Raw genomic sequence first — 25,103 nt, forward strand, 5'->3', positions numbered from 1 at the left:
ACACAATGATAATGAGAAGATATGTATATCAGTTCATCCTTCTGACAGTACTGTGTTGTATGCCTGCACTTTCATCCGCCCAACAAACAAAGGTGGTGATTCGGGGTGTAGTGACAGCAGCTATTGACAAGCTGCCTCTCCCGGGAGCGAATGTATTGCTGGTTAACAAGGATGGACGTGTGGTAGGAAATGCAGTTACCGATATGGACGGTAATTATAGTATGCGTGTGGAGACGCGTGCCGGAGATAATCTGGTGGCTACGTATATAGGTATGAAGAAGGCAACTATCCCTGTAAAAGGAAAAATGACGATTAATATTGTAATGCAGGATGAGACGGTGATGCTCGAAGGTGCCACTATCGTTGGAAACAAACGAGTGAACAACGGTATGATGGATGTTAGCGAACGTGATTTGACAACAGCCATGAGCCGCATCTCTATGAGCGATCTGGAAGACGGAATGACTGCGCCCAGTGTGGAAGATGCCTTGCAGGGACGTATTGCCGGTATGGATATTGCCGCTAGTTCGGGTGATCCGGGAGCGGGGATGTCGATCCGAATCCGTGGTACGACTTCCATGACAGGTTCTTCACAACCATTGATTGTAGTAGACGGATTTCCCTATGATGTATCTGTGGATGACGATTTTGATTTTGCAACGGCAGACGAGGAAGAATATTCCCAGTTGTTGAATGTGGCTCCGGACGATATTAAGGAAATCACTGTGTTGAAAGATGCGGCAGCCACCGCCCTTTATGGTGCGAAAGCCGCTAACGGTGTATTGATGATTACGACCAAGCGGGGAACAGTGAGCAAACCACGTATCTCCTATACATTTAAAGGTACGGTAATCAGCCGGCCTCACGGTATCGAGACTCTTTCGGGAGATGAATATACGACATTGATACAGGAAGCATTGATGAACAGTGGAAAGATTTATGACCCGACAGCCGATCCTGAATTTGCTTACGATGTCAACCAGCCTTATTATTTTTATAATTATGGAGCCAATACCAATTGGTATGACGAAGTAACCCGTACGGGATTCAGCCAGGATCACACGGCTTCTATCAGTGGTGGTGGAGACAAGGCGCAGTATCGTGCTTCTATCGGTTACTATAATGCCAACAGTGTGGTCATAGGAACCGGATTAGACCGTATCAACGCCCGTCTGAATGTGGATTACAATATATCGAAGCAGCTTAAATTCTCCGCCAGTATGGCTTATACACGTACTGATGACCGGAAAAACTATATCTCTTATTTTTCTACCGGGCAGAATGCCACGAGTATGGCTTTCACGCGTATGCCGAACATGAGTGTGTACGAATATAACGAGATAGGGCTATGGACTGGTAATTTCTTTACCCCGGAGGAATCTCCGCAGGGAAAATGGAATCCGAGCAGTTCTTCGGGAGGTGTTTACAATCCTGTGGCAATGGCGAAAGATGGTTATTTCCAGACGTTATCCAATAATGTGGTATCCAATCTTTCATTGATTTGGCGTCCGCTGGCGTGGATGCGCTATCAGTCGGACTTCAGCCTGAACGTATCCAATAATAAGAAGAATGCTTTCTTGCCGCAAACGGCTACGGGACGTCCCTGGAATGAAGCAACGGTGAACCGTGCCGACGACCGCGATGGCGAGGCCTTCACAATTTATACGATGAATAAGGTGATATTTACACCTGATCTCGGCAAGAAACATAGTTTTCAGGGGTTACTTGCACTGACTACTTCTGACAAGCGTTCGACCAACTTCCGCCTGACGGGAGGTAACCTGGCAAGTCCCTACCTGAAAGATCCTTCTATTCCTTCACGTGTGACCGGTGCCAGCTATCTGACTTCTTCCACTACTCTTCAGCAGGAACGTTCTGTCGGTATGATGGGGAGTATTCAATATAGTCTGCTCGACCGTTATATTGTCAATACGACCGTCCGTTATGATGGTAACTCCCGGTTTGGAAAAGAAAATCGCTGGGGTTTGTTCCCGAGTGTTTCCTTGCGGTGGAGGCTTTCCGGTGAACCGTTTATGAAACCGTGGAAGAAATGGTTGAATGAACTTAGTCTTCGTGCCAGTTATGGTCTGAACGGCTCGTCACCGAAAACAAATAATAACTATACGCATATCAGTCTTTATGACTCTTATGAATACTCCTATTTGGGTGAAACGGGTGTTTATCCCGCCAATCTTGAATTGAGTAATCTGAAATGGCAGACAACAACACAGGTGAACTTCGGTATGAACTTTGCGGCTTTCAAGAATCGTTTGAATATCGATGTGGAAGTGTATCAAAAACGTTCGAAAGATCAATACTTCCAAAACCTGTCCTTGCCTTCTACCACCGGCTTCACCAAGGCGGATGTCAACTCCGGTTCCATGGAGAACAAGGGATTCGAGCTTTCGGTCAATACGGTTCCATATCGTTCGAAGGCATGGAATATTTCTTTCAACATCAACCTGGCACGTAATATCAACTCTATTCTTGATGTGCCCGACCAATATCCGATGCAGAAAGGGGTGTTGACAACCAACGGTCAGTATGTCCGCCGATTCGAGTTGGGACAGCCGATAGGTGCGATTTATGGATTCCGTTACAAGGGAGTTTATCTGAATGATGACCAAACGATTGCCCGTGACGCAAATGGTAACAAGATTTACTCGTACGATGCGAGCGGTAAACGGACGCCGGTACAGATGCGTTTTGCTTATCCTACCATCGACTATCAGTTCAAAGCGGGAGATGCGATCTATGAAGACATTAATCACGATGGCAATATCGACTATCAGGACGTTGTTTACTTAGGGAATGCCAACCCAATACTGACGGGTGGTTTTGGGCCTAACATCCGCTATAAAAGTGTCAGCGTAAGTGCGTTTTTTAATTTCCGTTATGGAAATAAAGTCATTAACAAAATGGGAATGAGCTTGCAAAATATGGCATCCTACAATAATCAGAGTAAGGCTGTACTTCGTCGCTGGAGACATCCGTATGAGGACGAAGCGACGGCACCGACTGATTTGTTGCCGAGAGCGGTGTATGGTTCGAAGAATGCCTACAACTATTTGGGCTCCGACCGCTTTGTGGAAGATGGTTCTTTCCTGCGCTTCAAAACGTTGACAGTGAAGTACACCTTCGATAAGAAACAGTTGAAGAATACTTTCCTGCAGAGTTGTCAGATATGGACAACATTGAGCAACCTGTATGTCTGGACGAATTATTCCGGAATGGACCCGGAAATAGCATTGACCGGAGGGGCGTTTAAAATGGGTGAGGATAACTCCCGTATCCCTCGTTCTTTTACTGCTACATTAGGTATGAGTGTTACTTTTTAAAACTGAAGATCATGAAGAAAATAACGAAATATATAATGATTGGCTTGCTGGCCTTGCAAGGGATGACAACGACTTCCTGTTCGGACTGGTTGAATCTGATGCCTAACGACGGTGTGCCGTTGGATGAATTCTGGAAAACGAAAGAAGATGTCCGTTCGGTAGTGAATGGAGCCTATCTGTCTATGACAGCCAATGAACTGGTACAACGCCTTTTTCTCTATGGTGAATGGCGTGCGGATATGATTACTACCGGAAGAAGGACGAATTCCAGCATAGTAAGTGTCTTTAATGGTGAAATTTCCATAGATAACACGTATTTGGATTGGGCTTCTTTTTATCAGACTATTAATATCTGCAACACTATATTGAAGTTTGCTCCTACCGCCCAGGCCAATGACCCTACTTTTTCAGAAGCGCAACTGAAAGAATATGAAGGACAGGCTATTGCCATCCGCAGTCTGATGTACTTTTATTTGGTAAGAACGTTCGGTGACGTACCGTTTATACGGGAAGCCTATGTGAACGGTTCCCAGCAAATGAGTGTAGCCAAGAGTAGCGAGAAAGAGATTCTGGCAGGCTTGGTCGCTGACCTGGAAATGGTAGAAACAGGTAATTATTTACCGGGACAATACAGTTCTACGGATATTGCACAGAACAAAGGGCGCATGACAATGTGGGCTGTAAAAGCATTGTTGGCTGATATTTATCTGTGGCAGGAAGAATATGAAAAATGCAACCGCAAATGCGATGAGATTATCGGTTCGGGACAATTATTGTTGGTTCCTGTAGAAAGCCGGAAGATAGAGGTGGAAAATACGGAAGAAGGTACGACGGATATATATTATGCTCCTGACCAGTCTTCTTATTATTCCCTGTTCCAGCAGATTTATTATCAAGGAAACTCTATGGAAAGTATCTTTGAATTGCAATTCGCTACTGATAACCTGAATCCTTTTTATAGCTTAATGAGTTCGGGTAGAGGGGTTATCGGAGTAAAAACCGAACGTGTGAATTCGGATATTTTTCCACCGTTGGCGGATGAGGCTTATAGTGGCGAATGTTTTGATATCCGTAGTGTGATTTCTCAAAGTAAGTCCTGCCTTTGGAAATATATCGGTGTGGAACCGAACGGTTCGGAACGTGCGCAGGAAGAATATACCAATAACTTCATTATCTACCGTCTTGCTGAAATCTACTTGATGAAAGCGGAAGCGCTGACCCAAATGGCTATTCTGGACAGTGATAATCAGGAATTGCTGAAAGAAGCGTATGCGGCGGTGAAAGTGATAAGAGATCGCTCTACCGCAGTGGCTACCACGGACATCGGGCAAACGGAAGGTTCGTATAGTGGAAAGGCTATGGAAGAATTTGTGTTGGCAGAACGCGGACGGGAATTGATCTTTGAAGGAAAACGTTGGTTTGATGTGTTGCGTCAGGCAAAACGTAACAATTATGACGGTGAAAATCTCAATTACCTGATGACATTGGCAGAATATAGCGCTCCGGCCAGCAAAGTTAACAGCTTGAAGGCCAAGTATCGCAATTATCACAGTCATTATTTACCTATTTACAGTGAAGAAATAGATGCTAATCCTTTGCTGGAACAAAATGAATTTTATGCTAACTAATCAATGGGAGGAATCTATATGAATATGAAAAACAAAATAGGATTGAACCTGATTGTGAGTTTGTTAATGCTCTGTTTTCTGAATGCCTGCGATGATCCCCTTGATGGAACCGTATATCAGACCACCGAGCAGCAGATGCTCGATGAATATATGGCGGACCATTTGGGCGAGTTCCTCAAGATTGTCGATAAGTCCGACTATCGCGGGATGTTGCATGCCTATGGTGCTTATACTTGTCTGGTGCCGACGGATAATGCCGTGCGGAAATACCTGGAAGAAAACAGAATAGATATAGAACAGCTTTCCAAAGAAGAAGCGAACGAGTGCGTAGGTTATCATGTAATCAATGATACGATTACCTCGTCGCGTTTTCAGGACGGAAAGATGCCGACAGCCAATATACGCGACTACTATCTCACTACGCAAACCAAAAGTGATGAAAACGGAACCATATATGTGGAAGTAGACCGTAATGCACGTCTGTTGACGAAAGATGTGGTTTTAGGTAACGGTATTCTGCACATTGTAGATGCTGTATTGGAAAAGCCGGAACTGACATTGCGTGAACAGGTGGCTGCCTTGCCGATGGAACGTTACTCTCTTTTTATAGATTTGTTTGCCGAGTATGAAAACTATCTCAATTCGGTGATGACAACTGATACTTGTTATACGGTGTATGTACAGAGTAATGAAACATTCAATAATGAAGGAATTCATAATAAGAACGAGTTGATAACACGTCTGAAGCTGAATACTCCGGGTATCAATGATAGTGAGGCATTGATTCAAAACTTCCTTGCTTATCATATTGGAACTGGTCGCCAGTATATCGTGGACCTGATGAGTAGTTCGGCCGTAATGACGAAGGTAGAGAATCAGGTGATTGCCTGTATCATGGACGGACAAAAGATTGTATTGAACAGATTCAACAGTATAGCCGGATACGAACCGGGAATAGAATTGATACGGGATGGCGAATATGCAGACCGGACTTGTGCGGATGGTGTATTGCAGGAAGTGGATGGTATGTTGGAAATCAAAGAGAGGGCACCTTACCGGGTGAATTTCGATGTGTGTACTTTACCGGAAATCAAGGCGTCTGCTTCTTATCTCAAAGAGACAAAGAAATTTGAGAAAGGCCAGTTGACCCAGGATATTAAGATAGAATACGGGCGCGGAAGCAGTACTGCTGCCATGACCTATACGGTTGGCCAGGTACTGGATAGAAACAAACCTACATTAAACCAGCAGATGCAGTGTGTCAATGGTGATTACCTGACTTTCCGTATGAGAAAGAGCGATATGATTACAGCAGTTGAGTTTACACTCCCCTTATTGATTGAAGGAACGTATAAAGTGTGGTTATGCTATCGTCATACAGATTCCGGTAAAAACGGTCCGACCCTTAAAACCACTTTCAAACAGGAAGGGCAGGAAGACCAAATCCTGGATAAGATTGTAACGGTAAAACGAGTTTCTGCCATTTCTTATGTGAAGGGTGCAGACGGCAAGGAAAAGACGGACGAACGCGGAGTCAGGATGGTAGACCATGCTGCGATGGAGACGAATTACGGATGGAAACAGTACACCTATTATCCGCATGTCTATATGAACAGTAATTTATTGGGAGTTATAAAAGTATTCTCGAGTGGACGCCATGTGTTGCGGTTTGATTTGGAGAAAGACGCTTCTCTCGATATCATGCTGGATATGATTCAGTTTATTCCTACAACCGAAGATCAGGTTTGGCCTATGCTCGATTTGACAGGAATGGAGATCGGTGAATATTCTCCGGGCAAAGAGGAAGTATGGCCGTATGAATGAGAACAGAAGGACGTGGAATATAAATAATCGATAAACGAAAAGTAATGAAACGAAAATTCAATAAGATACGATGGGCATTGGTATTAGTAGCTGCAACACTGGTTGCAGCCTGCAATAACCAGTGGGACAATCATGTGGCGGTAGATATGCCTACTCTTAAGGGAAGTGTATTGGAGGCTGTCAAGGCGAATGGAGAACTTTCAGGCTTTTATACTTTGTTGCAGGAAACTGGTTATGACAAGGTATTGCAGGGAGCCTATGAATATACGATTCTTGCACCTGTGGATGAGGCTCTTGCCGGGTATGTGAAAGGTCTGGCGGAAGGTGAATGGAATGAAGAGGCTAAACTGATGATGGTAAGAAACCATATTGCTTTCGGCACTTTCAACCTGACGGCAATCTCACAACCGGACAGTCATTTGAAGATGATTAACGGGAAAAACAGGATAATGAGTGAGTTAACCTTTGAACCGGAACATTCGGATGTACTTTGCAATAACGGAATGCTCCATGTGGTAGATAAGGTCATGGAACCATTGATGAATATTGATGAGTACTTGCAGTATTTACATGCATTGTATCCCGAAGAGTATGAACAACTGGATAGCCTGTATGCCAAAACCACGAAGATAATGGATAAAGACAGGAGCATACAAAAAGGAGTGAATGAGAAGGGGCAGCCGGTATATGATACGATTTGGACGACGCGCAATTACTTCTTTGAAGAGATGCCGGTTAACGATGAGGATTCTACCTATACTTTTGTTTTGTTGAGGCAGGCGAATTTCCAGAGTCTAAAAGAAAAATATGCCAAATACATGAATCAGAGCACTGAAGAGCTCACTGACTCACTGGTGACGGACGAACTGATCCGGGATTTGGTTTTCAAACCGGGAGTGACAACAGCTTTGAGTGGCGTAGAAGTTGATTTTTCCAAAGCGGTATCTTTTGAACTGGCTGGAGTCAGGGAATATCAGGCTTCCAACGGAACGATACGTTTCTTGAACGGGGTGGATATTAAGATAAAGGAAAATAAGGTAAAGACAGTAGTTGTGGAAGCAGAAGATTATCTGGGCACTTATGCTGCTTCCAAAACCTATACCCGTCTCCGCACATGGGCAAGCGGCGGGAAGGATGTGATGGTTTCTTCAAGAAGTTATCAGACGGACCCTGTTACCGGGGCGGAGTATTCTTTCACTTTTAATACGAATAATATGAATACTGATGCCAACTTCTATCTTCAATATGCGGTCAACCTGAATTCAGTGATTTATGATGTATATCTGGGGTCGTATGATGATATGGAGAACCATATCAGGCCAAATGAAGAAGCGGATAAGGCCACTACGCTTGCGGTTTGTCAGAAATTACTAGCTTCCATGCCGGGTGATCCGGCGTTACGCCGTCCGGCGGGGACTACTTCTTCCATAGATAATAATTACTGGGGAAAGGAATGTGGTTTTGTAGGATATTCGATAGCCGGTGATGAAACATATAAAAACACGCCGGTACATCTCCGTAAGTATAATCTGGGCTCTTATATGATTCCTACTACACCGGTAGAGGAGGCAGATGCTTATGACTTTGAAGTGCCGCGGATGGGAGAGGTGCAGGTGATGGTTTGTAATACTGCCGGTTGCCATGAATATTCCAAAGCGAGTCAACGGGGTGGAATGATGTTTCTTGATTACATCAAGTTTGTTCCCCGTATAGCGGATGGAGAGTGACGAGAAGTGAAACGACTAAAGGAAAGATAATGCTATGAATAATAAAATGAAATATATATTTCTTCTGATAGCTTGTGTGTTTGCTTTATCCGGGAATGCACAGAAGTTCAACAAGAAAGTGCGTACATTGAAAGTGAAGAAGCGGATAGAGTATAAGGAAAGGGCATCGGGTACAATTGTGGATGCGGCTACGGGTAGTCCGTTGAATGGTGTACGTGTCGCGGTGCCGGGCCTTAGTACGGCTATGACGGACGAGTCCGGTAAGTTTTCAATCCGGATTCCTTCTTATGAGGTGGAACTACTGGTTTCAAGTCCCGGATACCAGCAGAAACGGATTCCGTTGCGTGGTGAGAAAGAGGTAACAGTGCGTTTGTATGATGAAACGCATAAGAGTCTGTTTGAAGATGTATTGACCCCACTGGGTGATATGGCGGGTAGTCAGACGACAACGGCTCTGACACAGTTAAACGGGGATAATTCCTTGAGTCCGGCCACCAGTCCGGAAGCGCTGCTTCAGGGAACAGTGCCGGGACTGAATACTTTATTCCGTTCAGGTATGGAAAATGCCGGTGCAAATATGTTTATGGGTGGATTCAACTCCATCTATACTAATAACCAGCCATTGCTGATTATTGACGGAATGGTAGTGGAAAATCTTTCGGCAGGGATATCCTTGATAGACGGCTATCTGTCTACTCCGATGAGTACGATTGATGTGAAGGATATTGAACGGATCACTGTCCTGAAGGATGCGGCTACGCTGTATGGGGTAAAAGGAAGTAATGGCGCCATTGTCATTGAGACGAAGCGTGCCAAAGATGCCGAAACACGGATTACCGCACAGATAACGACTGGTATGAACTTAAAACCGAGCAGTATTCCGATGTTGGATGCCGTGCAGTCGAAACGTTATCTGATGGATGTATATCAGAGCCGGGGATATTCTGCCGGTGACATACAGAAACTTCCGTTTATCAATGATACGAAGCCCGAACAACATTCTTGGGGATACGAGGGAAATGCCGATTACTACCGTTATAATAAGAATACCGACTGGCAGGATCAGTTGTTTGTACAAGGATTCAAGCAGAATTACTCCATTGGTGTGATGGGCGGTGATGACGTTGCACTCTATGCCTTGTCATTGGGATATTTGCAAAACGAAGGACTAGTGAAAGGTACTGACTTCTCCCGTTTCTCGGCCCGTATCAATACGGATATAAACTTCTCACCGAAGTTTACGGTACAGACCAACATGAATTTTGTATATGGCAAGAAGAACCTGATGCAGGAAGGAAATGCCAGTCCGCAGAATCCGATTTATGCCTCATTGGTCAAATCGCCCTTTATGGCAGGCTTTACTTATAACGAACAAGACCAGCTATCTCCGAATTATGAAGAAGTGGATCTTTTCGGTATGTCGAATCCGACTGCCATTGTAGATAATATGCTGCAAGAGAATATCAGTTATGGATTCTTCGCCAATATACATCTTAAATATAAAATCTGGAAGGAACTGACATTGAGTACCCGTTTCGGACTCCGCCTGAATAAGGAGAAAGAGCGTATTTTCCGTCCGGAAGAGGGAATTCCTTATGAGGATGTTGCTACATCCGAGGTGACCAATCAGATGCAATATCGTACGGAGCGCATATTTTCCTTGTTTGATGAAACCCGTGCCAACTATCTGTTTAAGTTGGGTGTAGAGCACCAGTTGGATGCTACCTTAGGGATGCGTTATTTCAATAACCGGAGCGAGGATGACTGGGGCAAATCGTATAATTCGACCAGTGACAGATTCCGCTCGTTACAGTATGGCTTGAACGACCTTCGCCAGATGGGTGGTTCCATTGGAACGTGGAACTGGCTTTCGTTCTATGGAAATGTGGCCTATTCATTGAAAAACAGATATTTTGTGAATGCAACCCTTTCGGCCGATGCTTCTTCCCGTTATGGAGAAGATATAGGACAGTTCCAGATCTTTCCGGCATTGTCGGCAGCTTGGGTGGTATCGTCGGAGAACTTTATGCGTCAATTATCCTGGGTGGACTTACTGAAGATCCGTGCCGGATATTCTATGTCCGGTAATGATGATATTGGCAATTATGCAGCCCGTCGTTATTATTCCTCACAGAATTTATTGGGTAATTACGGACTGGTACGGGGAAATCTGGTAAACAAGAATCTGAAACCGGAACGAATGGCTCGTCTGAATGCCGGTATGGATGTGGCCGTACTAAATGAACGTCTGTCATTGAGTGTGGACGTCTACCGTTCCACCATTAAGGATATGATTGCTTATTCACCTATAACTTCTTATTCCGGTTTTTCTACTTATATAGATAACAGCGGGGAGATGAGAAATACAGGCGTTGATGTGGCAATCAATGCCCGTGTACTCAACCTGCCTTCGTTAAAATGGGATTTGGGAGCAACCGTATCGCATTATAAAAACAAAATAACCGAACTGAAAGGAAACAGCTATCTGACGGATATTGCCGACGGAACTATCCTTACGGAAGTAGGAAGACCTATGGGAGTATTCTATGGCTATAAAACGAATGGCATATACGCCACTACGGAAGATGCAAAGGCGGACGGACTGCAGGTACGTTCCGGTTTGGCAGACGTACCGTTCGGAGCCGGTGATGTACGGTTTGTGAACATGAATGGCGATAAATATATCAATGAAGAAGATATGACAGTAATTGGTGATCCTAACCCGGATATTTACGGAGGATTGAATACGCGTATCTTGTGGAAGAATTTCACATTCTCGGCCCGGTTTACTTATTCTCTGGGAAATGATGTTTATAATTATACCCGCCGGACTTTGGAATCTATGTCAGGATTGGAAAATCAGACGCAGGCAGTTCTGAACCGTTGGAGAGCGGAAGGCCAGGTGACCAGTATGCCTAAAGTGACTTATGGTGATCCGATGGGAAATGCCCGTTTTTCCGACCGTTGGATTGAAGATGGTTCCTATCTGAAATTCAAGAATCTGACAGTGGCGTATGATGTGCCTATAAAGAAGGGCATCATTACAGGTATACAGGTTTATGCAGTAGCGGAGAATATTTGCACCTGGACGAAGTATAAAGGGTACGATCCTGAATTTAGTGCCAGCACTAACCCGTTGGGTTATGGCATCGATGCTTTTATGACGCCACAGGCGCGTACATTTTATGTGGGATTAAAACTAGGATTATAAAAAGGAGTACGGACTATGAAATCAATCAGAAATATAATCATGCTTTGTGGAGTGCTGATAAGCACATTTACAGCTTGTGTGGATACGGAACTTGAATCTGTCGTTGAATATAAGAACCACTATAACACAATCCCTGATGCGGATAATGCCATCTTGGGTTTATATGGGTTGTTTATGAACCTGGCGGAACAGACTGTCGTACTGGGAGAATTGCGTGCCGACCTGATGGACGTCACGAATAATGCGTCCATTGAATTGCAGGAAATTAGTGCCAATACTCCTTCTGCCAACAATAAATATGCCGACCTGACGAATTATTATGCTGTCATTCAGAACTGTAATGATATGCTCGCCGGTTTCGACGAGATGTTGGCCAACAACCGGATGACGCAGGATGAATATGCGGAGCGCTATTCGGACGTTGCCGCTATCCGTTGCTGGACTTATTTGCAAGTGGGTATGTATTTCGGTAAGCTTGTGTATGTGACCACTCCTACCGTATCGGTAGAGGATGCGCAGAAACTGGAACATCAGGCCAAAATAGGACTGGATGAACTGCTGCCGTTGCTGATAGAATGTATGGAGAATCTTCCTACACTGGATGATTACAAGAACAGTGCGTTGGTACAGTATAAGCTTGACACGTATGACTTGAAGCGTTTCTTCATTAATAAGCGTATCCTGTTGGGTGATTTGTATCTGTGGAACAATAATTATAGGGAAGCAGCTGTGCAGTACCGTAAATTCCTGGCAACCGATGAGGATAAATCGGCAACGGCTAATAGCGTAAGATACCGCTGTGGGACTTACTCTACAGGAGGCGATACGTATTTTCAGGTCTTCTATGAACGCTATATGGAAGGGGATATAAACAGTTATAAGAATACATGGTTGAATATGTTTTCTTTTCAGGCAGACAAGTCGGCCTTATGGAGTGAATTGATCTGGACTATCAGTTATGATGAAAAGTTCGAACCTTATTTTCCGATGATTGAACTGTTTGCCAATCAGGGAAAGGGAAAATATCAATTGAAACCCTCGGATTATGCAGTCGAAAGCCTGTGGGCTTCCCAGACACAAACCAATGGAGCACCGTTTGACGGACGTGGAGAAGATTCTTCCTTCAAATGGGTGGACGGTCAGTGTGTAGTGCAGAAATATTTGTATGACTATGATCCGGCTAAACCTTATATGAAGCGTGGACGTTGGTTCCTGAATCGTGCAGCATTGGTTCTGTTACGTTACGCAGAGGCAGCCAATCGTTGTGGATATACGGATTTAGCCTATTCCATTCTGAATGAAGGTTTCAAGAATACATATACGTGGGGAGATGAGTACGGCGATCAGAACCGGCAGACTGGTTACGGTCCCGGTGAACCTTATCCCGCGCCCTTCTATTTTGATGCTCGTTCGATGGATGCACCTTATCACCGTGCTCCCTGGCGTGATTTTAACGGGATACGGGGACGTGTCTCATTGAAAGCGAAGCCACTAAAACCACAACAAGACGAGACGGACGTACAGTGTATGGAAAAGATGTTGATCGAAGAGGCTGCATTGGAATGTGCGTTCGAAGGTCATCGCTGGGGAGATCTTGTCCGTGTGGCAAGACGCATGAATAAAGAAAAGGCAGGCTCCGGCAGTGAATACCTGAAAAAGGTGATCGGCAAAAAATATGAACGTTCGGGATTGACAATGCCGGATCTCTCGTCGGAGGATAAATGGTATCTAAATGTATCAAAGTAATAATAGGAAGAAGGATGAAAACTGTTTTAAAGGACTTGTATGTATGCAAAGTGATGAGGCATTGTTTTTGTCTGTTGATATTGGGAATTTTATGTCCGTCAACACGTGCACAGGAACCCGCTCATGTCATTATTGTAGCCGGACAGTCGAATACTGACGGACGGGTGCCTGTTGCGGATTTGCCGGAATATATCAAGAGTATGGGAATAGATAGTACCGGTTTTGCAAAAGGAGCTTATAAATATTGTAAAATTTCACAGAATCGTGTGGATGGGAAGTTTGTTCCCTTTTGGCCTCGTCGTAACCGTTGGGGCTATGATGCTGTCACTTATTACCTGTTGGAACAGTTATATCAGAAAGAGTTCTATGTAATAAAATGGGCGGTAGGTGGCACATCAATAACACCGGAGAATACAGATTCCCGTGGTGGGTATTGGTCTGCGACACCGGAATGGTTGGCACAAAATGCTCCTACAGCGAAAAAGGGAAAATCGTTACTTCTTTCATTCGCTCAACAAATAAGTAATAGCATTTCAAAAACACTGTCACATTTGCCGGAAGGTTATCATATAGACGCTTTTCTGTGGCATCAGGGAGAAAGTGATTCGGCCTATGGACCGGATTATTATGAAAATCTGAAAAATGTAGTGAACTATGTACGTGACCATCTCACCTGTAAAACAGGTGAGGACTATTCAGAATTGCCTTTCATTTTCGGTTCTGTCGCCAAGTCGAACAAGCGCTATAATGCAGAAGTGGAAGCAGCGATGAAGCGACTGGCTTCGGAAGATAAGAATGCTTATTTGATAGATATGTCGAAAGCTACTTTGTTGAAAGATCGTCTTCATTTCGATAAGACATCTGCCGAATATTTGGGTAAGCAGATGTATGAAACAATGATACAAGCCTTTTCTGTGAATGTAACCTCTATGCAATCACCATTTGATATTGATTTATGGGAGAAGGGATTGCCTAATTCGAATGACAAGGAACCGGAAGGATACGACGATAAAAAGCATAACTATAAACCATCTGTCAGGGTGTTTCTTCCTGCCTCGGAGAAACCGGCTAAAGCAATTCTGATTTGTCCCGGAGGCGGGTATGACCATTTAGCTATGAAAGATGAAGGATATGACTGGGCTTTATATTTCAATAAAAGGAGTATAGCGGCAGTCGTACTGAAATACCGGATGCCAAACGGTAATCCCGAAGTTCCGGTTTCGGATGCTTATGAGGCAATGCGCTACATAAAAGAACATGCAAAGGAGTGGAATATTCTTCCAGACAGTGTCGGGATAATGGGATCATCAGCTGGTGGACATTTGGCTTCTACTGTTGCTACTCATGCTCCTGCTAAATTACGTCCGGCTTTTCAGATTCTTTTTTATCCGGTGATTACAATGGGTGGTCAGAATGTTCATCAAGGTTCGAAAAAGCATCTGTTGGGAGAGAATCCAAATTCAAAGTTGGTAAAGAAATATAGTAATGAATGGCAGGTAAATAAAAAGACTCCCTGTGCTTTCATTGCGCTGTCCGGCGATGACCAAAGTGTGAAGCCTGTTCATTCTGTGAATTATCACAAGGCACTGATAACACAGAAGATACCTTCGGAAATACATATCTATGCTAATGGTAAGCATGGATGGGGATATAATAAAAGACCATTTGCACAGCGTGCCGAAATGATGAGAGATTTGGAAAATTGGTTGGAAACCCTATAAATGAATTGTAAAGAATATGCCCCACTTGAATATACCGGTATTCTTTGAATATGCCGGAATAGGTAAATATAGAGGTTTTTAGATTGTTTGATAATTATGTAAAGTCTGGACTGGATGAAGCGTGGATTCGTTTTATTTCCGGTTCGGACTAATTTTATTATTCCAAAATTCTTCGCTATTTTTGTTAGACAATTTATTATTAATCTTGAAATCTATGATAAAACAAAGATTCCTGTTCGCTTTTATTTTGTTCATAGTCTCCGCTCTTGATACATATGCTAGTATCGAATTGCGATCCCACCAAATGAAAACAAGTGATGGCCTGCCCAGTAACTCTGTCCGGTACATGTATCAGGATAGTAAAGGCTTTTTGTGGCTGGGAACATTGAACGGATTAAGCCGTTATGATGGTAATTCGTTTCTAACTTTTCAGCCGGGAAATGATGGAAAGCCGTCACTGGCAGATAACCGGATTTTTAATATCACCGAAGATAAGCATGGCTTTCTTTGGATGGGGACTACTGTCCGGTTGTATAGCTGTTATGATTTGCGGAAAGCCTGTTTCGTGAATTATATGGAACCGGAGGAACAGGATCGGAATTATTCAAAACTCTTTTTGGCTTCTGGTGGTGATGTTTGGCTTTGGCATCCGGACAATGGTTCCCGACGGGTGGTTCATCAGGAAAATGGTACGCTGACTTCTATCGTATTCAAAACAGAAGCCGGCAATTTGCCGGATAACCGGGTGAACTTTGTACGTGAAGATGAGAATGGACGTATTTGGATAGGAACCAAACGCGGACTGGCATTAGTAGTTAATGGCGAAGTAAAGATTGTAAATCGCTCCCTGCATTTTGTCTCTTTGCTGGCTAACGGAAATACTGTTTATTTCCTCACAGAGAACGGCGATATTTATTCTTATCAGGAAGAAGCCCGGGAACTGGTAAAACAGGCGGCAATCTCTTCTGTTGCAGGAAAAACGTCTCTTACCGATGACTTTCGCATAAAAGACAAATGGGTGATACTTACCACCGCAGGGGTCTATAATTATGACCTCATAACTTATACACTGACTCCCGATCCTCACCTGAATATAAAGAAAGGAGAAGTTATTCGTGACAATCACGGGGATTACTGGATTTATAATCATACCGGACGTGTTCATTATATGCTTGCCGCTACGGGTGAGACTAAATCTTTTCAACTGATTCCTGAAGAGAAGCTCGACCATATTGACTTTGAACGTTATCATATCGTCCATGATTCAAGGGGAATCATCTGGATCTCGACTTACGGAAACGGTCTATTTGCTTATAACACTGCAGAGGACAAGTTGGAACATTTTGCCGCCGGCATTACAGAAAATAGTTATATCAATTCCGACTTTCTTCTATTTGTCATGGAGGATAGGGCAGGAGGAATTTGGGTAAGCTCGGAATACTCGGGAGTAGCCCGTATTTCGGTACTGAATGAGGGGACTTCCCGCATTTATCCGGAAAATCCGGAATTATTCGACCGTTCCAATGCTATACGTACGATAGGGGAAATGCCGAATGGAGATATTGGTATTACCACTCGTAAAGGAGGGCTGTTTACGTATGATACACATTTCAATCAGAAGATGAACAAGACCTATTTTCAGTCGAATATCTATGCTGTCGAGAAAGACGCCGATGGAAAACTGTGGATGGGGACTCGTGGTGAAGGGCTGAAAATAGGAAATGATTGGTACAGGCATGACAAACTGGATCTTGCCACCTTATCCAATAATAATATCTTCGCTATTTGCCGCGACGCCAAAGACCGTATGTGGATCGGAACATTTGGCGGCGGACTCGATTTGGCCGAAACTACTCCCGATGGTAAATATAAGTTTCAGCATTTCTTTCAGGGAAGGTATGGCGTGCAGATGGTTCGTGTGTTCCAGGAAGACAGGAATGGAATGATCTGGATGGGAACCAGTGAGGGAATCTGCATCTTCCATCCTGATTCTTTGATAGCCGATCCTGAAAATTATCATTGGTTCAGCCATACGAACGGCAAGTTTTGCAGCAATGAAATTAGATGCATCTTTCAAGATAGTAAAGGACGGATTTGGACAGGTACTTCGGGTATGGGACTTAATCTCTGTCAGCCGGAAGATAATTACAATGTCCTGAAGTATGAACACTACGGTGTCAAAGAGGGGTTGGTTAACAACGTTGTACAATCCATTTTGGAGGACAAGGAGGGAAAACTTTGGATTGCGACCGAATACGGGATTTCCAAATTTGATCCTGATATCCGTTCGTTCGATAATTATTTCTTTTCTTCTTATACATTGAGCAATGTATACAGTGAAAACTGTGCTTATGTAGGAGCAGATGGGAAATTGTTGTTCGGCACGAACTACGGATTGACCGTCATTGATCCCAAACAAATAAAGAGTAATGAATCTTTCTCTCCGGTAGTCTTTACTGATTTATATGTGAATGGTATTCAGGTGATTCCCGGTGGAACGGATTCTCCGCTGACTTATTCGTTGGCTTACTCCAGCGAAATGGAACTGAAGTATTTTCAGAATTCTTTCCTGATAGACTTCTCTACCTTTGATTATTCCGATAGCGGACAGGCCAAGTATATGTATTGGCTTGAAAACTATGACAAGGAATGGAGTGCTCCTTCCTCACTTAATTTTGCTTCTTACAAATATCTGAATCCCGGCACTTATATCCTGCATGTAAAATCCTGCAATGAGGCGGGCATTTGGAGTGATAAAGAGACGACTCTGACTATCGTTATCAAGCCGCCTTTCTGGAAAACGGGATGGGCTTTCCTTTGCTATACTTTGTTGGCTATGGTAGCTCTTTATTTTACGTATCGTGTAGTTCGCAATTTCAACCGTTTACGCAATCGAATCAGTGTAGAGAAGCAGTTGACCGAATATAAACTGGTTTTCTTTACCAATATCTCTCATGAGTTCCGCACCCCGCTAACATTGATTCAAGGTGCACTGGAACGGATACAGCGTATCGGTGATATTCCGAAAGAACTGGTTCATCCGCTGAAAACGATGGATAAGAGTACACAGCGTATGTTGAGGTTGATTAATCAGTTATTGGAATTTCGCAAAATGCAGAATAATAAACTCGCCTTGTCGTTGGAGGAAACAGATGTGATCTCATTTCTCTATGAAATATTCCTTAGCTTCGGTGATATAGCCGAACAGAAGAAGATGGATTTTCAATTTAATCCTTCTGTTCCTTCCTATAAAATGTTTATTGATAAAGGCAACTTGGATAAAGTAACCTACAATCTGTTATCGAATGCGTTTAAATATACCCCTTCCAACGGACATATTGTATTGTCAGTAACGGTGGATGAGGCGAAACAACAGTTGCAGATACAGGTTTCAGATTCGGGAGTGGGTATACCGAAAGAGAAGCAGGCGGAATTATTCAAGCGTTTCATGCAAAGTAATTTTTCTGGAGATAGTATCGGAGTGGGGCTGCATCTGACGCATGAGTTGGTACAGGTTCATAAAGGAACTATCAAGTATGCGGAAAATGAGGGTGGCGGTTCTGTATTTACCGTGTCTATCCCAACCGACAAGTCCGCTTATAGCGAAAAAGACTTTTTAGTTCCCAATAATGCATTGCTGAAAGATGCCAATATTCATACCGGGCACTTGGCAGAACCCACTGATTTTCTTGGAGACGAACAGGAGGAACTGCCGGAATACGAAAAAGTGGATAATCCGTTGAATAAGCGGAAGATATTGATTATCGAAGATGATAATGATATCCGTCAATTCCTGAAAGAAGAAATCGGTGCTTATTTCGAAGTGGAAGTAGCGGCGGACGGAACTTCAGGTTTTGAAAAGGCACGTTCCTATGATGCCGATCTCATTATCTGTGATGTATTGATGCCGGGAATGACCGGATTTGAAGTGACGAAGAAACTGAAATCGGACTTTGATACGAGTCATATCCCTATTATTTTGTTGACTGCACTGAACTCACCGGAAAAATACCTCGAAGGTATAGAATCGGGAGCAGATGCTTATATCCCCAAACCGTTCAGCATCAAACTGTTGTTGGCGCGTGTGTTCCAGTTGATAGAGCAGCGCGACAAGCTCCGTGAGAAATATCTGAATGAACCGGGCATCATGCGTCCGGTGGTATGCTCCACGGACAGGGATAAAGAATTTGCCGACCGTCTGACTGTTGTTCTGGAGAAACATCTTGCCCGTCCTGACCTTACGATTGATGAATTTGCTTCTATAATGAAGATGGGACGTACTGCTTTTTACAAAAAAATACGTGGTGTAACCGGATATGCTCCTAATGAATACTTGCGCATCATCCGTATGAAAAAAGCGGCGGAACTATTACTTTCTGATGAAAATCTGACAGTCGCCGAAGTTTCTTACCGCGTAGGTATTGATGATCCGTTCTATTTTAGCAGGCGTTTTAAGATGCAATTTGGAGTCTCACCTTCTATATATCAGCGTGGTGCGAAGAATAATTCTGCTTCAGAAGAGTAACCTTTATAAATTATCCTGTATCTTTGTGCACAGAAAATAATTGTAAATATGAAGATAGAAGATAAACTTGTAGCGTCCGTTCTTAACGGACTCAAAGCACTTTACGGTCAGGAAGTCCCTGAAAAGATGGTGCAGTTGCAAAAAACGAAGAAAGAATTTGAAGGACATTTGACGTTGGTGGTATTTCCTTTCCTGAAGATGTCAAAAAAAGGACCGGAGCAAACGGCACAGGAAATCGGTGAATATCTGAAGGCAAACGATCCGGCTGTAGCAGCGTTTAATGTGATAAAAGGGTTCTTGAACCTGACTATTGCATCGGCTACATGGATTGAACTGCTGAACGAGATTCAGGCGGATGAACTGTACGGCTTGGTGCAGGTCACTGACGCTTCTCCATTGGTGATGATTGAGTATTCTTCTCCGAATACAAACAAACCGCTTCACTTGGGACACGTGCGGAATAACCTTTTAGGTAACGCATTGGCTAACATTGTAGCGGCAAACGGCAATAAGGTAGTCAAAACAAATATTGTAAACGACCGTGGTATTCACATCTGTAAGTCCATGCTGGCATGGAAGAAATACGGAAACGGTGAAACTCCTGAAACTTCGGGTAAGAAGGGTGACCACCTGGTAGGCGATTATTATGTATCTTTCGATAAGCATTATAAAGCGGAAGTAAAGGAGCTGATGGCTAAATTTACAGCGCAGGGAATGAGTGACGATGAAGCGAAAGCAAAGGCTGAAGCTGAATCTCCATTGATGCAGGAAGCCCGCGAAATGCTGGTGAAGTGGGAAGCCGGTGATCCGGAAGTACGTGGATTGTGGGAAATGATGAACAACTGGGTATATGCCGGATTCGACGAAACCTACAAGAAGATGGGTGTCAGCTTCGACAAGATCTATTATGAATCCAATACTTACCTCGAAGGAAAAGAAAAGGTAATGGAAGGTCTGGAAAAAGGTTTCTTCTACAAGAAAGAAGATGGTTCCGTATGGGCCGACCTGACTGCCGAAGGACTGGATCATAAACTCCTTCTCCGTGGTGACGGTACTTCTGTCTACATGACTCAGGATATCGGTACGGCTAAACTTCGTTTTGCCGATTACCCGATTAATAAGATGATTTATGTAGTAGGTAACGAACAGAATTATCACTTCCAGGTGCTTTCTATCTTGCTTGATAAACTTGGTTTCGAATGGGGTAAGAGTCTGGTACACTTCTCTTACGGAATGGTGGAACTGCCGGAAGGTAAGATGAAATCCCGTGAGGGTACGGTGGTTGATGCTGACGACTTGATGGAGGAAATGATTGCCACTGCTAAAGAAACTTCACAAGAACTTGGCAAACTGGATGGTTTGACACAGGAAGAAGCTGATGATATTGCCCGTATTGTGGGTCTGGGAGCATTGAAATATTTCATTCTGAAAGTCGATGCCCGTAAGAATATGACATTCAATCCGAAAGAATCTATCGACTTCAATGGTAATACAGGTCCGTTTATTCAATATACTTATGCACGTATCCAGTCTGTACTTCGGAAAGCTGCCGAATCAGGTATCGTAATTCCTGAACAGATTCCGACTGGTATTGAATTGAGTGAAAAGGAAGAAGGATTGATTCAAATGGTTGCTGACTTTGCTGCTGTTGTAAAACAAGCCGGTGAAGATTACAGCCCGTCTATTATTGCCAATTATACTTATGACTTAGTGAAAGAATACAATCAGTTCTATCATGACTATAGTATTCTGCGCGAAGAGAATGAGGCGGTGAAAGTATTCCGTATCGCTCTGTCTGCTAATGTGGCTAAAGTTGTTCGCTTGGGAATGAATTTGCTGGGTATCGAAGTTCCTTCCAGAATGTAAGACTTTCTTTGAACAAAATAGACTTCTGCGGGGTTTCTTTTATATATAAAAGGAACCCCGTATGTTTTACTCCCCCCATCCATTGCTTCGGAAGAGAGAAACGGAAACTGCTACTGTCTCTTATTCCGAACTGCTGTTTGACCTGATTTATGTTTTCTCGGTCACGCAACTTTCACATTATTTGCTTCATAATCTCACTTGGGAAGGATTATTGAAAGAGACAATCCTGTGGTTTGCAGTCTGGATGTTGTGGCAACATACCATCTGGGTGACTAACTGGTTCAACCCGGATACCCGGCCGATACGTATTCTTCTTTTTATCAGTATGCTGGTAGGGCTGGTGATGGCAGCTGCCATTCCTTACGCCTTTACTTACCGGGGATTGATATTTGCTATCTGCTATGTCCTGATACAGGCAGGGAGAACACTTTATATTATCGGGGTGTTAGGCGATCATCATCTGGCTGCTAATTTTAAGCGAATTATGGGCTGGTTCTGTATATCTGCCGTCTTTTGGGTTACGGGTGCCATATTGCAGGGAGAATGGCAAATTCTATTGTGGATTATAGCCGCTATCTGTGACTATACAGCCCCAATGCACGGATTTGCTTTACCTCGTCTGGGGCGTTCGGACAGTAGTAAGGAATGGACTATTGAAGGGCATCATTTGGTGGAACGTTGTCAGTTGTTTGTGATTATTGCTTTTGGAGAAACTCTATTGATGACGGGAGCTTCTTTGAGCGAAGTAGAAGAATGGACGCCTCTTGTGATTATCTCTGCTGTCATATCTTTCATTGGTAGCTTGGCTATGTGGTGGGTTTACTTTGATGTGAGCAGTGAAGCCGGTAGCCGGAAAATACAGGAAGTGAAAAATCCCGGAAAGCTGGGGCTGATTTATAATGCAATTCATATCGTACTGGTGGGAGCATTGATTATTTGTGCGGTAGGAGACGAACTGATTGTTGCCCATCCCGAGCAAGAAATGAGAGCGGAAGTCGTTTTTGTTCTGATTATCGGACCAATCGTTTATATTCTGGCAAATAGTATCTATAAATACGTCACGTGTCGTATGCTTCCTTTATCACATATTATTGCTGTAATAGCTTTGGCTTTACTGCTTCCCTGGCCTTATCACATTTCTTTATTGACGATGAATATCTTGGTGACATCTGTTTTTATATTCGTGATTGTGTTTGATATGCTATTCCCTAATAAAGGTTTTAAGATAAAATGGGAGCCGAAGATTTAATAATAAAAGCCCATTTATAACAGATAATACTTATATCCTATTGTATGGTGGCTTAAAATAAAAACACAGTTCACACGAATTCTTGGTAAGTATTCAAGAAGTTGTGTGAACTGTGTAATTTTCGCCTTTATAAACGGATGTCTATTATGTATTTTTCATCGACGGTTCGCAATGCGAAGTCCCGATAACGATTCCGTACAATATCCGGCCTGTTCTTATTTAAATCGTATCAATCTTTATTTGTACCAATCTTTATTTTGTTTCCCATTCGATGATACCCATCCTGAGAACTTGGGATATGATTGATCGATTCGTTTCCCTTCCTCTGGAACTGGGAGATTACTTACCGGCATATTGATAGCAAACGGCATCAAGTCTGCAGAAACATAATACATCCCTTCTTCCGGTCTGTAGATGTCTTTTCCGGTTCCCAGTATTGATAAGTCGGCTTTGTCAGTCGGGGGATAATTCATCAGATGTAATTCTTTGCCTCTACCCTCATTGGAACTGATGAAGATAAACGGATTATAAGGAGGTACCACATCTTTCTCACTGGCTCCATCAAGCGTGATGGTTACAGTATATTCTTTTTTTGATTCATCAGTGATATTTTTGAATTTGGTCATGTCGTCATACAACAAAATGGTTGGGTGAGACTGTCCAGGCTCTGTTTCTTTTCCTTCCATGTATATAGAACTTGATAAACCATTGGCATCAGGCCCCGTTATTTTTACACTCTTGACATTGCTGTTTGAGAGCTTGTGGAATTGATATCCAAACCCGTTTTGCAGATAACCGCCACAGTGCTGTAAGATAAACTTGTCTTCTATTTCGTAAATGCGATTGTCAAGAGCGTTTCGGGTCATTGTACTGGTGTACTTTACCATAACGTCATTCATATCGTAATCACCTAGTTTAGGCCATAAGTCTTCAAAAGCCAGTGTACCGGAATAAGAAATTTTATATTGCTCGGGGATTGCTTCGGGGTCCTCAGGCAGTGCAGGCAATGCCGGGTCAATAGCATTCTTTTCTGACGTATGAATATAGAAGATGGCATCTGCATAATCGAAGTCAATATTATCTTCGAATCCTACTGCTACAATCTGTCCGGACTTGGAATCACGGAGAGATACAGTTCTTTGTGTATTATTCGTGTTTAGATTCCTGGTGGAGTAGCGTGCCCCCATACCTTTTATGATATCACCCACTTTGTCTTTATCTGTTTCAGAGGTGAGTTTGCTCTTGAATCCCATACCTTGCAAGCACCAGCCAATGGTGACTCCTGCAGGAAATTTGTCCTCGTATTCCTGTGTCTCTTCATTCCAATATTTGAGTTTTATTTCTTCGCCACACACTAATGCTCCTGCTCCTAAAGTCTTGTAAATAGGAGAGGTGTTTGGAAATGCAATTATTTGTTTTACATCACTCGCGCTCTGGGGCGGATTGTTGGTAGGATAGGTGTAATATCCAACTGTATTGTACCATGCAGCAGAGCTGGTTATAAATACGAGGCTCACTTCGGTCGGGTTAACAATTGGAATATCTGAAGTCATTTTAATGGTACCATCAAAAAACTCCGGATAATTCTGACTGATGTTCATAACCTTGCTTTTACCGTTTTCATCTTTGACTGTAACCTTTCTGAAAACATACTTGATGTTGTATAGTACATCTGCTGGAGGTATATTTATTTTGGCTTCCAGGTTGGTTGGTCTTCCGCTGTCATCCCAGTCTGCATCGGGAAGAACATTCCATTCTTTTAGATAGGTATGTTGGTTCACGGTCACTCCTCTGGTTTTTGATGCCGTTTGTGAACGTAAGGTAGTGATATATGCATCTTGATTAAATGAAAGTCGACGACTGTCGTCAATCGTTAGTTTTAGAGGAGATGCGGTGGCTAAATAATCCGATGATAACCATACTTCCGAGATGTCTGCCGGAATATTCATCTCTCCGCTGAATTTGCCTTCTTCGTCTGTAACTGCACGGTAGATAGGCTCTATGCCCTTTTGGGACACGGTGCCATCAGCTGAGTATTCAATGGGATCTTGATCGTAAATATCAAAAAGGACACGATAATTGTCGCTTTTAAAACAATAATCAACATCCAAAGCAACAGCTTGGGTCATGTTGAAGTCGAAGTATGCTTCTTTTGGCATATGCCTTCTCTCCCAGGATAAGTCACGCTCTTTGTCCATGCAACTGATGGAAGATATGACAAGTACTCCTATCATTAAATACTTTAAAATTGTTTGCTTCATAAGTTTG

At 43.2% G+C, this 25,103-nt stretch carries 11 protein-coding genes; 10 read left to right on the forward strand and 1 reads right to left on the reverse strand.

Annotated features, from left to right (window positions below; genetic code table 11):
• Positions 1–11 precede the first annotated feature (11 nt).
• From DXB58_RS02355 to DXB58_RS02400, 10 genes are all read left to right on the forward strand, one after another.
• On the forward strand, positions 12–3,338 hold the full coding sequence (locus DXB58_RS02355) for a TonB-dependent receptor (RefSeq protein ID WP_009001036.1): 3,327 nt from the start codon (positions 12–14) through the stop codon (positions 3,336–3,338).
• 11 nt (positions 3,339–3,349) lie between these two features.
• On the forward strand, positions 3,350–4,966 hold the full coding sequence (locus tag DXB58_RS02360) for a RagB/SusD family nutrient uptake outer membrane protein (RefSeq protein WP_032854006.1): 1,617 nt from the start codon (positions 3,350–3,352) through the stop codon (positions 4,964–4,966).
• Positions 4,967–4,990: 24 nt separating this feature from the next.
• Positions 4,991–6,790 (forward strand): fasciclin domain-containing protein, encoded by a 1,800-nt coding sequence (locus tag DXB58_RS02365; protein ID WP_157179104.1) that lies wholly within the window; start codon positions 4,991–4,993, stop codon positions 6,788–6,790.
• A gap of 44 nt (positions 6,791–6,834) precedes the next feature.
• Positions 6,835–8,517 carry a fasciclin domain-containing protein gene (locus DXB58_RS02370; RefSeq protein ID WP_009001033.1) on the forward strand — a complete coding sequence of 561 codons (1,683 nt, stop codon included), beginning with the start codon at positions 6,835–6,837 and terminating at the stop codon, positions 8,515–8,517.
• A 46-nt stretch (positions 8,518–8,563) separates the two neighbouring features.
• Complete coding sequence (locus DXB58_RS02375) at positions 8,564–11,728, forward strand: SusC/RagA family TonB-linked outer membrane protein (protein ID WP_158571543.1); 3,165 nt, start codon at positions 8,564–8,566, stop codon at positions 11,726–11,728.
• 15 nt (positions 11,729–11,743) lie between these two features.
• Positions 11,744–13,474, forward strand: coding sequence for a RagB/SusD family nutrient uptake outer membrane protein (locus tag DXB58_RS02380; protein WP_122135787.1), 1,731 nt, complete (start codon positions 11,744–11,746; stop codon positions 13,472–13,474).
• A 14-nt stretch (positions 13,475–13,488) separates the two neighbouring features.
• Positions 13,489–15,195, forward strand: coding sequence for a sialate O-acetylesterase (locus DXB58_RS28070; RefSeq protein WP_233527218.1), 1,707 nt, complete (start codon positions 13,489–13,491; stop codon positions 15,193–15,195).
• A 217-nt stretch (positions 15,196–15,412) separates the two neighbouring features.
• The gene (locus DXB58_RS02390; protein ID WP_369906988.1) at positions 15,413–19,720 is read left to right on the forward strand and encodes a two-component regulator propeller domain-containing protein; all 4,308 of its coding nucleotides are present in this window, start codon (positions 15,413–15,415) and stop codon (positions 19,718–19,720) included.
• A gap of 48 nt (positions 19,721–19,768) precedes the next feature.
• Complete coding sequence (argS, locus tag DXB58_RS02395) at positions 19,769–21,586, forward strand: arginine--tRNA ligase (RefSeq protein WP_122135788.1); 1,818 nt, start codon at positions 19,769–19,771, stop codon at positions 21,584–21,586.
• A gap of 61 nt (positions 21,587–21,647) precedes the next feature.
• On the forward strand, positions 21,648–22,835 hold the full coding sequence (locus DXB58_RS02400) for a low temperature requirement protein A (protein ID WP_122135789.1): 1,188 nt from the start codon (positions 21,648–21,650) through the stop codon (positions 22,833–22,835).
• A 236-nt stretch (positions 22,836–23,071) separates the two neighbouring features.
• Here DXB58_RS02400 and DXB58_RS02405 read toward each other — a convergent pair whose 3' ends face one another.
• Complete coding sequence (locus DXB58_RS02405) at positions 23,072–25,096, reverse strand: LruC domain-containing protein (protein WP_009001024.1); 2,025 nt, start codon at positions 25,094–25,096, stop codon at positions 23,072–23,074.
• Positions 25,097–25,103: the final 7 nt, after the last annotated feature.

The sequence above is a fragment of the Bacteroides sp. OM05-10AA genome, from assembly GCF_003439055.1.
In the GTDB taxonomy this organism is placed as follows: Bacteria; Bacteroidota; Bacteroidia; order Bacteroidales; family Bacteroidaceae; genus Bacteroides; species Bacteroides intestinigallinarum.